This window comes from Ferruginibacter sp., assembly GCF_028288465.1.
In the GTDB taxonomy this organism is placed as follows: domain Bacteria; phylum Bacteroidota; class Bacteroidia; order Chitinophagales; family Chitinophagaceae; genus Ferruginibacter.
The window spans coordinates 82,845-95,451 of the sequence record NZ_JAQBNR010000060.1; the positions used below are offsets into that span (position 1 = coordinate 82,845).

At 41.0% G+C, this 12,607-nt stretch carries 11 protein-coding genes; 9 read left to right on the forward strand and 2 right to left on the reverse strand.

Going from position 1 to position 12,607, the window contains the following annotated elements; translation table 11 throughout:
* Positions 1–710 precede the first annotated feature (710 nt).
* Positions 711–1,046, forward strand: a complete 336-nt coding sequence (locus JWR61_RS23200; protein ID WP_301930089.1) for a DUF6616 family protein — start codon at positions 711–713, stop codon at positions 1,044–1,046.
* Between the two features lie 292 nt (positions 1,047–1,338).
* On the opposite strand, the gene JWR61_RS23205 is transcribed toward JWR61_RS23200, so the two are convergent.
* Positions 1,339–1,722: a response regulator gene (locus JWR61_RS23205; protein WP_301930090.1), complete on the reverse strand. Its 384-nt coding sequence runs from the start codon at positions 1,720–1,722 to the stop codon at positions 1,339–1,341.
* 14 nt (positions 1,723–1,736) lie between these two features.
* Positions 1,737–2,888 (reverse strand): ATP-binding protein, encoded by a 1,152-nt coding sequence (locus JWR61_RS23210; protein WP_301930091.1) that lies wholly within the window; start codon positions 2,886–2,888, stop codon positions 1,737–1,739.
* Positions 2,889–3,689: 801 nt separating this feature from the next.
* Here JWR61_RS23210 and JWR61_RS23215 point away from each other — a divergent pair.
* The 8 genes from JWR61_RS23215 (at position 3,690) to JWR61_RS23250 (ending at position 12,450) form a co-directional block, all read left to right on the forward strand.
* Complete coding sequence (locus tag JWR61_RS23215) at positions 3,690–6,305, forward strand: PAS domain S-box protein (RefSeq protein WP_301930092.1); 2,616 nt, start codon at positions 3,690–3,692, stop codon at positions 6,303–6,305.
* Positions 6,302–6,934, forward strand: a complete 633-nt coding sequence (locus tag JWR61_RS23220; protein ID WP_301930093.1) for a response regulator transcription factor — start codon at positions 6,302–6,304, stop codon at positions 6,932–6,934. Before JWR61_RS23215 ends, JWR61_RS23220 begins: the two co-directional genes overlap by 4 nt.
* A 156-nt stretch (positions 6,935–7,090) precedes the next feature.
* Positions 7,091–7,471 carry a response regulator gene (locus tag JWR61_RS23225; protein ID WP_301930094.1) on the forward strand — a complete coding sequence of 127 codons (381 nt, stop codon included), beginning with the start codon at positions 7,091–7,093 and terminating at the stop codon, positions 7,469–7,471.
* A 277-nt stretch (positions 7,472–7,748) separates the two neighbouring features.
* The gene (locus JWR61_RS23230; RefSeq protein WP_301930095.1) at positions 7,749–8,177 is read left to right on the forward strand and encodes a response regulator; all 429 of its coding nucleotides are present in this window, start codon (positions 7,749–7,751) and stop codon (positions 8,175–8,177) included.
* Between the two features lie 325 nt (positions 8,178–8,502).
* The gene (locus tag JWR61_RS23235) at positions 8,503–8,982 is read left to right on the forward strand and encodes a hypothetical protein (protein WP_301930096.1); all 480 of its coding nucleotides are present in this window, start codon (positions 8,503–8,505) and stop codon (positions 8,980–8,982) included.
* A gap of 76 nt (positions 8,983–9,058) precedes the next feature.
* The gene (locus tag JWR61_RS23240) at positions 9,059–9,952 is read left to right on the forward strand and encodes a PIG-L family deacetylase (protein WP_301930097.1); all 894 of its coding nucleotides are present in this window, start codon (positions 9,059–9,061) and stop codon (positions 9,950–9,952) included.
* Positions 9,953–10,196: 244 nt separating this feature from the next.
* The gene (locus JWR61_RS23245; RefSeq protein WP_290337315.1) at positions 10,197–10,700 is read left to right on the forward strand and encodes an Hcp family type VI secretion system effector; all 504 of its coding nucleotides are present in this window, start codon (positions 10,197–10,199) and stop codon (positions 10,698–10,700) included.
* Between the two features lie 424 nt (positions 10,701–11,124).
* A complete protein-coding gene (locus tag JWR61_RS23250; RefSeq protein ID WP_301930098.1) occupies positions 11,125–12,450 on the forward strand; it encodes an amino acid permease in 1,326 nt (441 codons plus the stop codon).
* Positions 12,451–12,607 lie beyond the last annotated feature (157 nt).

The window sequence follows — 12,607 nt, forward strand, 5'->3', positions numbered from 1 at the left end:
GATTGAATGCATCAGTGAATTTTAAATGCACTGATTCCATTTACTGCGCATAACCGAAACGCCGCGCCAGCAGATATATGCGTCGCTTGAACTAAAGACCACCGTTTGTTGCGCACTACTTATTGGCTTTTTTTTACGTTTGGCGCAGGGACAAGCCAAATCAGTTCAATTATTTTTTCGCCGTAAATAATCAAAGCGCTTGTATCAATTATGACGTTGCCCATCAGTGAATTTTTGATTCAACTTTTAAAAACACTTTTTTTTATTTTGCTTGCACCCTCTTATCTGTTAACCCAGCTACAGCAGCTTGAACCCCGGTTTACCCGACTGGTGCCGCACTTTCCCACTTTGCAGAAGATTAAATGAAACGGGTACACAGAAAGAACAATGAACATTTCTTGTTACATTTATTGCCCGTTACGGGCTATGGTTTTTCAATTATCTGTATAACGGCAATCCTCACCGTTAGCATAGATGCAAAGCGATAGTTAACCTACAAAGGAGAGCAAACGTTCCGCAATATGGCTCACAAAAAGTTTTAGCAAAATGTGGTTTTATAAAAATTGGTGTAGAAAAAGGATTTGTCAACGCCCGCCAAACAGAAATTAAAGAATATATTTATTAAATTACAGATTGATAGTTGTCAGAAAATACTTTTCAGGCAGACAATAAAAAGCTATATTCCATATTAAAATAAAAATTACAAAAAAATGATTACTTACATTGAACTTTGGAAATCAAAACCAACATGGAAAAATATGTCCGGTGAAGAAAGAGCAAAATACCTTACAGCGCTGGGCCCCGCGATTCAACAATTAATGGATTCCGGCGTGCAAATTATAAGTTGGGGTAAAAATGAATCCGCTACATTTAGCAGAGTAGATTATGATTACTTTGCTGTCTGGACTTTCCCGAATATCGAAACTGCACAACAATTTGAACAAATGGTTGAAGGTGCCGGATGGTACAACTACTTTGACCAGGTGAATGCTATGGGGAATGCAACCAATCCGCAGGAAATTATGGGCGATATGATTAATGCTTAGCGAACGACTTCAGTAGATTAGTCTTTGCGCTTTTGCATTGCGGTTAGCGGCGTATTTTACGTCGCTCATTTAAATTCATTACATATGTTGAGTGTATCGTGCTTATAATATACCACAGCTTATAATAAAAAAAGAGTTTTAATAACACCAAAACGGCTTTATTAAAACGACGGGTGCTGACTTGATATAGTGCAATGGGAAGAACTTAATTTTTGTTGAATGATGCAACGGCCAGGCTATGCGTTACCGGTCCAATAACCTTGCCGGAGGCAATATATTTTAGTATACGTATTTAAAGCAAAGACACTACCTTTTCCTCGGTGAGAGGTTTTTCAATGTAGCCTACCACATTCTTATTTTCTACCGCCCTTAGTTTATCATTGTTGTCGATAGAAGAGGAAAGTATATAAATCTTAAACCTGTTTTTAATTTTTTCGTCCAGTTCTTCAAAATGGTCAACAAAGTCCCACCCTGTCCAGGTGGGCATATTGATATCCAGCAATACAATTTGTTTATTGTTATTACTTTCAGTGTCTTTACTGATGTATTCGAAAGCTTTAACAGGTTCAGTGAAATCAAGAATACCGGCATCGGCGACTGCATCTTTAATGGCCAAATCGCATAGCAGGTTATTCACCGGATCGTTATCAATTATAATAAATTGCAAGGGTGTCATTGTGCCGGGATTTATCAGGAATTAAATTCAATTCTAAATTGTGTGCCTGCATTTACCTCGCTGCTGATGCTGATTTTTCCACCCATAGATTCTACCTGTGTTTTTACCATATAAAGTCCCATTCCCTTTCCATCGGCCTTGTCAGTATGAAAGCGTTTGTACAATCCAAATACTTGCTCCCCCACTTTTGAAAGGTCAATCCCAATTCCGTTATCTTCAAACTGCAAAACAATTTTGTCATTTTCTCTACTGCTGGTAATTTTTATCATGGGGGGCACTGCCGGCTGCCTGTATTTTAAGCTATTGGAAATAAGGTTAAAGAAAATACTGTGCAGGTAACTTTTGATGGTAACAATTTCTTCTGCTGCTGTAAAATTCCACAAAATAACAGCCTTCTCATGCTCAATCATTTTTTCAATACTCAGCTGAATATCTGCGGCAAACTTTGCAAAGTTGATTAACTGTTTGCTTTCATCCACCTTCTGCCTTATTTTTAAAATATCATTCAGGTCCCTGATCACTTCATCCAGTTTGGTAACTGATGTAGAAAGACCGGCGCCTATCTGGCTTCTCAAATCATCCGGAAGGCCTGTTTGCTGAAGCCGGTAAGAAAGGCCAATGATATTAGCTACCGGCGCACGCAGGTTATGAGAAATAATATAGGTAAATTGTTCCAGGTCTTTATTGCGCTGAATTAAGTCGGTGGTCATCTTTTCCTTTTGGTCATTTTGGAACACCAGTTCCGCATTTGCGATAACTAATTCGGCAGCACGTTTTTCTTTCTCCTGGTTTTGAAATATGAGCTCTTTATTCGCTATCACTAATTCTGCATCTCTTTTTTCCCGCTCTGCATTTTGAAAAACAAGTTCTTTGTTGGCGATGATCAGTTCCGCAGCACGTTTTTCTTTTTCTTCATTTTGAAAGAGCAGTTCTTTATTGGCGATCACTAATTCTTCTGCACGTTTCTCTTTCTCTTCATTTTGAAAGAGAAGTTCTTTGTTAGCAATCACCAGTTCTTCTGCACGTTTTCCTTTTTCCGCATTTTGAAAAACCAGTTCCTTATTTGCAATGGCTAATTCTGCCGCCCGTTGCTTTTTTTCTTCCTTCTGAAATGCAAGTTCCTTGTTAACATTAATTAACTCGTCGGATTTACTTATGCGATCCATAATGCAGGTTTGTTTTAAAGGTAATCTTTAAAAACTGCTACAACAATTATTATTAAAGAAAAGGCAGGCAATCCATTGTATCTAATAAAGCCCCAACTGTACAAGGATTTTCCGTCGCAGCAACCTGTTCTACCGGGCTTTGCAGGCTGGTAACAAATATTCCGTACAAAAAAGGGATTTGTTAATGGCCGGTTTACTTTTGGTACTGGCTCTATCAGCTGGCTGAAAAGGGTTTAAACTTACACAACACATTGTCAGACACCCATGAACACGCGATACTATGGCGCTTCCTGCATACCATTGTCGTGTGAGGGTGTTTATTCTGACTGCTGTCGTCAATAAGGTGATGATTATGACCGGTGCAAGGCATAAAAAATTGCCAGTACTACAAAAAACAAGTTGACTGTTTCAATAATCAAACCACCGGGTAATTTGTAAAAATAACGTTTACCGGGTTGCTGAAATCAGAAAAGGTAAAAGTTGTTACCAGTTTGAAGCTGATCGCCGGGAAGGCCACCTCCAGAAATTAACAGTTGGAGTCGCAGTATCAGTGCAACATTTAAGGAACATTTCATTTACGCTGGCAGGAATTAAAACGGGTATTACAAATAATTTTATCATAGAGCGATGGATCTGTGTTTTGAAGCGATGATTCCGTTTTATCGATAGCGCCTGACTGTTGCCCGCAGATAAATAAATTAAATGTGAATTTATGCTTAACTTTAAAGTACTACAATTGAACAGGCTACATAAATTATATTACAGTGCAATCTTTTTGCATGGCTGAAAATTGTCAATTTTATGAAACCCTTGTCATCACGCAATCAACAGCTTCGGCTAATCAGGTTCTTGCTTTTTCTTGCCATTGCTGCCATTGTTGTTTTTATACTGCCGGGATTTGAAAAAAAAGGTTACTGGTTAAACAACGTGTTGCCATTAGCGGCAATTTTACTGCTGCTGGCAGCTATCTTTTTTATTAATAAAGCAATACGGCATTTTTCAACCTCATTGCCCAATAACAATAATACAGCCGATGAGCTACCGCTTGAAGGAAAAGCCAATGTACCAGCACCGGACCTTGTGGAAAAACGATTCCAGGCACTGATACAAAATAGCCAGGGCATCACTGCGCTGGTTGATAAAAATTTCAATTTCCTTTTCCGCAGTTCGTCTGCCGCCCGAATTACTGGCTGGACGAATGAAGACATTACCAGTATTCCAAAGCAGTACGTACATCCCGAAGATTGGGAGCCCCTGAAAAAAATGATTACAAATTCAATCGCACATTACGGCGAGGTACTGCCGGTTGTAACCAGGTTGAAACATAAGGAAGGCCACTATATCTGGCTGGAAGGGACCGTGAAAAATATGTTGAATGATCCGCATGTGGGTGGACTTGTAATCAATTTGCATGATGCTACCAGGCAAAAAGAATCAGAAGAAAAAATCATCAAAGCAAATCGCCTATACCTTTTTATAAGCCAGGTTAACCAGGTAATTGTAAAGTTATCTGACGAAGCAAGTCTTTTTAATGAAGTATGCCGGATTGCAGTTGATATCGGGCAATTTAAAATGGCATGGATAGGTTTAACAGATGAAGCCAGCCAATACCTTGTACCAGCAGTATATGCTGGCAATGGAAAAGATTATCTTGCTAATCTGTCTATTCCTGCCACCGCAAATGGCTCGCAATCTCATGGACCAACAGGTACTGCTATCAGGCAGGGCATGCACGTTGTTTGCAACGATATACAGACTGCACCTGAAATGGCACCCTGGCGAATTTCTGCCCTTGACCATGGGTACTTATCTTCTATCGCTTTACCAATAAAAAAATCAGGCAAGGTCATTGGTGCATTTTCTTTATATGCTGCTGTAAAAAATTTTTTTAGTAAAGAAGAAATTGATTTACTGCTGGAAGTAACACAAGACATCTCATTCGGGCTGGAAATTTTTGAAAGAGAAAAACTACGTACCGAAGCGGAAGCGATGGTATTAAAAAGTAAACAGCAATACACGATGCTTACTGAAATTTCGCCTGTCGGCATTTTTCATACAGATGAATCGGGTAACACCACTTTCGTTAATCCCAGGTGGTGCCAGATTGCAGGTTTGCCTGCTGAACAAGCATTGGGAAATGGCTGGCTGCAGGCTGTTCATGAACACGATAGGACTAACGTGCTGGCCAATTGGCAGGAAGCTACAAAAAATCACCAGCCTTCTTCAATGGAATACCGTTTTGTGCATAACGATACCTCTGTCAGGTGGGTGTTGGGACAAGCCACCCCGGAAAAAGATGCTACCGGTGAAACCATTGGATATGTTGGTACGGCAACCGATATTACTGCATTGAAAAATGCGGAGAATGCCATTGCAAAAGAAAAAGAATTATCCGATTCCATCATCAATAGCCTGCCGAGCATTTTTTTTCTTTATAATAAAGCAGGTAAATTTTTACGTTGGAGCAAGAACATGGAAAATGTAACCAAGTATACACCTCAAGAAATTGCCCGGATGCACCCGCTGGATTTTTATGATGACAGCGATAAACCAATGATTGCTGAAAAAATAGCCAACACGCTGCAAACTGGAGCAGATGCAGTACAGGCTGATCTTCTGTTAAAAACAGGTGAAAAAATCCCCTATTATTTCACCGCCAAAACGGTTGAATATGAAGGCGACGTGTGCCTGGCTGGTGTAGCGATAGATTTTACAGAACGTACAAAAGTTCAGGAAGAAATTAAACTAACAACAGAAAAATTGCGGCGCTTAACAGATCACCTGCAAAACATACGCGAAGAAGAAAGGAAAAAGATTGGCCGCGAAATACATGATGAACTGGGTCAGCAATTAACGGCCATTAATATGGACGTTGCCTGGATTGATAAAAAAATTCCGGAAGAAAATGTACTGGTAAAAATGAAATTAAAAAACATTATCCAGTTATTGAATGGCAGCAACCAGGCAGTAAGAAGAATTCTGACTGAACTGCGACCATTGATGCTGGATGATTATGGCCTTACGGATGCCATCGCCAAACTGGCGAAACAATTTACAGACACAACAGGCATTCCGGTGCACTTGCTGGATGAAGCCGGGGAAATAAATGTAACCGAGCAGGTTGCCAATTGCATTTTTAGAGCCTGCCAGGAAAGTTTTACCAATATTACCCGGTATGCACAAGCCAATAATGTGATGATGCGGCTAAGTACAACGCACAATACCGTTCATGTATCAATAACAGATGACGGCATTGGTTTTGATATTGCGTCCATCCAGTATGGAAAATCATTTGGTATTTTAGGAATGAAAGAACGGATAATTTCCCAGGGTGGTATCTTTGACATTACAAGTACGGCAGGCAAAGGGACAAAAATTGCCTTCAGCTTACCGTTAAAAAATAAATCAGTGGGATGAAACGCATTATTATTGCAGATGATCACAGCTTTGTTCGTTTGGGAATTATACAGATACTGAAAGATGAATACCCTGGCGTTGAAATAACAGAGGTGGAAGACGGGGAATCGCTGGTGAATGCGGTAATGAAAAACGATTTTGACCTTGTGATATCCGACCTGGATATGCCGGGCAGAAGCGGTCTGGAGGCATTGGAACAAATTAAACAGATTAAGCCCGGGTTGCCGGTATTGATACTTAGCATTTTTACTGAGGAGCTGTATGCTGTAAGGGTATTAAAGGCAGGCGCAGCCGGTTTTTTGAATAAAAACGCTGCACCGTATGAATTAATAAAAGCCATTGAGCGGATCGGCCAGGGTAAAAAGCATATAACACCGGAAATAGCCGAGAAATTATTAAACAACCATGGAGTTAACAAGGAGCCGCATGAGTTGTTAAGTAACCGCGAATTTGAAATATTTAAATTACTTGCCAACGGAAAAACATTAACCCAGGTTGCAGCCCTGCTTTCGCTGGCGCTTACAACGGTAAGTACCCACAGGGGAAAAATAATGGATAAATTAAAATTATCTACCAACTCCGATCTTACCCGTTATGCCATCACCCACCACATCATTACAGATATTTAAAACTTATTCTGGCATTTGCCCGTCCATAGCTGCACGGCGCTGTATAGTATAACTACTATGCTCAACACCCTGTTTTATACTATGCCATAAAAGCAACCCCTACTATCAAAAGCAGTTTTTTTATGTGGGTACTTTGCAATTACCAAATTGCGGCTCATGAAGGTGCTAATTGTTGACAGCTCAATTGATATTATCGAACGGCTGGAAGAAATGCTTTCGGAAACAACAATTGCCAGTACGGTATATACTGCAATTACATACGACGAAGCAATTCACCTTTATATCACGCATCAGCCAGATGCAGTTTTTCTGGACGAAGGGTTACCCGGTAATCATTCTATACAGCTACTGGCAGCTTTTAAACAATTGAAAAAAGATACTACGGTAATTATGATATCGATTATAGAGGATGCTGATAAAGAGGAGAAATGCCGTTTGCTGGGGGCTGATTTTTTTTGCGACCTGTACCATCATTACCAGGAAATACCGCAAATAATGTACAGCATCGTGGACAGCAGATTAAGACGGCCTTGTTAAATTAATTACCACCATGAAAAGCCAGCTATACAAAAGGCATCAACTGTTAAAAACATTGCTGGGTTATTTACTCAGCCAAAGTTTACGGTTGGTGCATTTTTTTAGTCTTCTTTTTATGCGGCGGACGGTGTACTGTAAAGTTAGCCGGACAAATAAATAGTGCACAATAAGCCTGCAGTTTGAACCCCGCAGTTGTTGCTGGATGTTTGTTGTAGTTGGAACCGATGCTCCTCATGCGACCAAAGGGATTTTGTATTAAGTAAAGAAAAAGCAGCTTATGAAACCATTTCATATTTTACTGGTGGAAGACAATGAAGGTGATATCCTGATTGCAACAGAAGCAATTGAACAGATGGGGCGGGTAAATAAAATCAGCATTACCAGGGACGGGGATGAGGCAATTAAATTTTTAGCAATCATACTGGATGCTGCAATTAAAAATTTACCAGATATTATATTACTGGATATTAATTTGCCAAAAAAGAATGGTTATGAAGTGTTGGAATTTATAAAAAGAAACGAGCACTTAAAACATATTCCGGTTATTGTGCTCAGTACCTCCTCTAATCCAAAGGATGTTCGCAGAGCCTATAACCAACATGCCAATTGTTTTATCACCAAGCCGGATGAGATAAGTGACTACTTTAAGATAATGCATGCCATTGAAAATTTTTGGCTTAGCCTGGTTAAACTAACAGTCAGTTAATTGGCAGCGGTGTATGTTGTGAGTTGGCACCCCTGTGCACACTGTTGCAATTCAACTGTATGAGGCCATACAAAAGTGTTTGTAATTTTTTTGGACCAGCTTTAAACAGCTGGTACTCTTTTTAAAACCGATTGCATTATCCAAAATGGCCATCAGCGGTGTTTTAAGCCTGATAACACTTGCTTACCTCTAAAACCCTTGCTGATGCCTTTTGGTAGTGTATTACAATTCCGCTCTTTCTACCTCCCTGATTTTACCGTCCGTCATATCTTGTTTTAGATAATGAACTCCGTATATTTAGCATTCAAAAAATAAACCTGTAAAAATGACCCAATACACTAAGCTAATGTGCGGCCTTGTCAGTTGTGCAACACTGCTGCTAGCCTGCGAAACAAGAAAACAATCAGATGCCGTTCACCAAACCGCCCTGCCCATTATTGGTACCTGGCAACTAATCTCCGGCACCACAATTGAAAAAGGCGATACCACGGTTACCTGGTATACCAAAAATGTATCCTTCATTAAAATCATCAACGATACCCACTTTGCTTTTTTAAAACACGATCTTACCAAAGGCAAAGACTCAACGGCTTCTTTTGGTGCAGGAGGCGGCCACTATTCGCTTAAAGACAGCACTTATACGGAGCACCTGGAATATTGCAACGACCGGGAATGGGAGGGCAATGATTTCCCTTTCACCATTACAATACAAAATGATACCCTTGTTCAGCAGGGAATAGAAACGGTGGAAGGAGCCGGCATTAACCGCCTTAATATTGAACGTTATGTCAGGTTAAAAAAGTAACTGCAGTTATGGTACATCTTAAGTCACTTACCATTTTATCAGTTGATACAAATTACCAACCATCAACAACCTGCATATGAAAAAATTATTTTCCTGTATTTTCTGTGTGCTGTTTTATACCATCATCACAACAGCGCAAACAGGACCGCGGGTGCTTGTAGTAAATGCGCACCCCGATGATGAAACAAGTTTCCCGGTTATACTCTACAAAATAACACATGAACTGAAAGGCACGGTGGACCTGGCGTTGATTACAGATGGCCAGGGCGGTTTTAACGGATCAGAACTGGGTTCAGTATATTACAAACTCAACCTCACCGACTCCACAGTAGGCCGGGCCGAGCTTCCCCGCATCAGGAAAAAAGAGATGATGGAAGCAGGCGATATAATGGGCTTTCGCAACTATTATTTTTTCGATCAGCGGGATGATTATTATAATTTAAACCCCGTGCCGTATGTTAGCGGGCAAAACTGGGATGTGCCTTTTATTGAAAAAAAGCTGGACCAGATTCTCGCCGCACAGCCTTATGATTTTATAATTACCATGCTGCCATATGCAGGGCAACACGGCCATCATAAAACGGCCGCCATCATGGCATTAAGAGCATTAAAAAGATACAAGGGCAATCACAGGCCAGTGATACTTGCAGGCAGCACCTACCTGGATGAAAAGCCGGAAGATTTTACCATGCTGGAAGGTTTCCCGGAAACTGCCATGAAGAAAAATGCGCCCTCATTTTACCTGGATGTAGCCACACATTTTGGCAAGGGCAAACAGGTATCTTATAAAGTGATTGCCCAATGGGTAATTGCCGCCTACAAGTCGCAGGGCGATATGCAGGAGAATCCGCTTTATAAGGGCGATAAAGAAACCTTCCGGCTTTTTGATATAAATGATGATGCTGCCATGCCAAAAACGAAGCAACTTTTTGACCAGCTAACAAAAAGCGGTTTCTCTTCAAATCAATAAAATATTTGTCCAGGCAAAGAAGTCATGGGAAAATGCTTGCGATTTGTCCTCCACGGCAGATCACCTGCTTGTACATTTCTTCCTTGTTGTGCGCTCTTACATTGAAGGCTGCCCCTGATTTCAACGGCAAACAATAATTTTTTTAAAACAAAATAAAGCATCGCTTCCCGGTAAAAAATCACCGCACGGTTCGCTTGCATTCGCAATATTTTATAGTTAACTTAAGTGTCTAAAACAAACGATCATGGCACTTAACGCATACTTGAAATTAACGGGTCAAAAGCAAGGTGAAATAAAAGGAAGTGTAACACAAAAAGGCCGGGAAGGAAAAATAATGGTGATTGCTGTAACGCACGAAGTATTTTCGCCCAGGGACCCGTCCAGCGGCTTACCTACGGGTAAAAGACAACACCGGCCCTTCATCATTACAAAAGAATTAGATAAAAGCACTCCACTGCTTTTTAATGCTTTGGTGAACAATGAAAACATCACTAGTTGGGAGCTTCAGTTTTTTACACCACATATACAGGCTGGAACCGGCGCTGCGGGCATGGAGGTAAATCACTATACAGTGCGCTTAACCAATGCCAACATCATGGATATAAAAAGTGTGATGCTCAACAATAAAAATTTCGAGCTGGCCAAATTTGCCGAATACGAAGAAGTGGCATTTACTTACCAAAAGATACAATGGACCTGGGTAAATGGCAATATTGTTGCCGAAGATTCCTGGACCGAAACTACTTAAATTGTTAGTGCCGGCAGACAGTCCGCAGATCCACCGGCATGTAATAACACAGCATATACAAACCTAACTTGCAACTGTATATTTAAGAAAATCCTGTTAGTATTGTATGATGCAATACCCGGTAACAGGGTTATCCTGGTGGCGTATATGCGTTTCCGGTAGTACGCCCTGGTGGCAGTGAAAGACATGTGCTGGTTGCAAATATTGCCTGCTAAATAAATCTTCCAATAATCAATTTCGCATAGCAAATCTGGCAACCATATTTGTGCCGTTTCCCCTATCTTTTTACATACATAACGGTAATGCATATACGCTGTATATCGGATCATTCACGAAAACCTGATCTTCGATTGACTAAGCGATTGGCTAAGTTGCGGGTAAACATAAAATTGTATCTTCCCTATAGCTAATAAAAACGCCACCCATGCCGGATCAATTACCAAAGGAAAATAAATTAGGATTATGGACCAGCACTTCGCTGGTTGTTGGCAATATGATTGGTGCCGGTGTTTTTTTAATGCCTGCCACGCTTGCATCCTATGGCAGCATCAGTTTAGTTGGATGGGTGTTTGCAACTGCCGGCGCTTTTTTACTCGCAAAAGTGTTCAGTAATTTAAGTAAGCTGATGCCACTGGCAGATGGCGGTCCCTATGCATATTCCCGCGAAGGCCTGGGCGATTTTGCCGGCTTCCTTGTAGCCTGGGGTTACTGGATTTCCATCTGGTGCACCAATGCTGCCATCGCAGTTTCACTGGTAAGTGCGCTAAGTACTTTTTTTCCAATGCTGGCTACCAATTCACTTGCAGCCATTGCAACAGGATTAGGTACTATCTGGTTGCTCACCTGGGTTAATTCATTGGGTATTGTCACTTCCGGTGTGGTACAACTCGTTACAACCGTGCTTAAAATAATTCCCCTGTTGGCAGTGGCCATTGGTGGTTTATTTTTTTTAAAGATCAGCTATTTTTTGCCTTTCAATACCAGCGGCACTTCCTCAATAGCTGCCATTACCGCTACTACAGCTTTTACGTTCTTTGCTTTTACGGGTCTTGAATGCGCTACCATTCCCTCGGGCAGTGTAAATAATCCTGAAAAAACAATTTCCCGTGCCACCATGCTGGGAACCGGTCTGGCGGCCATTATCTATATACTGAGCACAGTGAGTGTAATGGGTATGATTCCTGCCGGTAAACTATCGCATTCCTTAACGCCGTTTGCAGATACTGCCGTTTTATTATGGGGCAGCAGCGCCCGGTACTGGGTCAGCGGCGGCGTGGCCATCGCTGCATTCGGTGCACTGAATGGGTGGATTTTGATACAGGGCCAAACGCCCTATGCCATTTCAAAAGACAAATTATTCCCGGCCATTTTTGGTAAGGTGAATAAAAAAGGTGTGCCCATAGCCGGCATTGTAATCGGCAGCGTACTCGTAAGTATATTGATGATTATGAATTACACCAAAGGACTGGCAGAACAATTTAAGTTCCTGCTCCTGCTTACAACCATCACCGTGCTGATATCCTATCTTTTTTCAACCGTAGCTTATGTGCTGATTAAATTACAAAGGAAATTAACTCCGGCGTCCGGCCATTGGCCAGCCACCATCCTGCTCGCCTCATTGACCTTTTTATTTTCATTGTGGGCCATAGGCGGCTCCGGCCAGGAACCTGTGTACTGGGGATTTATCCTGATATTGGCAGGACTGCCTTTTTATGCTATGATACTTTGGAAGAAAGGAAAACAGTTATAAGTTATGGGTTATAAGTTATAAGTTGAAAGCTTGCACTTGCTCCATGTTTGCCCTTTACAGCAGGGGCTTACTTTTGAATTTTTATTTTTAATTTTTTTTCAATTACATGCAAGCAATTTCGAAAACTCCATCGATGCTCAGCTTTTTTTATTTTCGA

Coding starts and splice junctions, on each gene's coding strand:
- JWR61_RS23200 (WP_301930089.1), top strand. CDS start 711: ATGATTACTTACATTGAACTTTGGAAATCAAAACCAACATGGAAAAAT.
- JWR61_RS23205 (WP_301930090.1), bottom strand. CDS start 1,722: ATGACACCCTTGCAATTTATTATAATTGATAACGATCCGGTGAATAAC.
- JWR61_RS23210 (WP_301930091.1), bottom strand. CDS start 2,888: ATGGATCGCATAAGTAAATCCGACGAGTTAATTAATGTTAACAAGGAA.
- JWR61_RS23215 (WP_301930092.1), top strand. CDS start 3,690: ATGAAACCCTTGTCATCACGCAATCAACAGCTTCGGCTAATCAGGTTC.
- JWR61_RS23220 (WP_301930093.1), top strand. CDS start 6,302: ATGAAACGCATTATTATTGCAGATGATCACAGCTTTGTTCGTTTGGGA.
- JWR61_RS23225 (WP_301930094.1), top strand. CDS start 7,091: ATGAAGGTGCTAATTGTTGACAGCTCAATTGATATTATCGAACGGCTG.
- JWR61_RS23230 (WP_301930095.1), top strand. CDS start 7,749: ATGAAACCATTTCATATTTTACTGGTGGAAGACAATGAAGGTGATATC.
- JWR61_RS23235 (WP_301930096.1), top strand. CDS start 8,503: ATGACCCAATACACTAAGCTAATGTGCGGCCTTGTCAGTTGTGCAACA.
- JWR61_RS23240 (WP_301930097.1), top strand. CDS start 9,059: ATGAAAAAATTATTTTCCTGTATTTTCTGTGTGCTGTTTTATACCATC.
- JWR61_RS23245 (WP_290337315.1), top strand. CDS start 10,197: ATGGCACTTAACGCATACTTGAAATTAACGGGTCAAAAGCAAGGTGAA.
- JWR61_RS23250 (WP_301930098.1), top strand. CDS start 11,125: ATGCCGGATCAATTACCAAAGGAAAATAAATTAGGATTATGGACCAGC.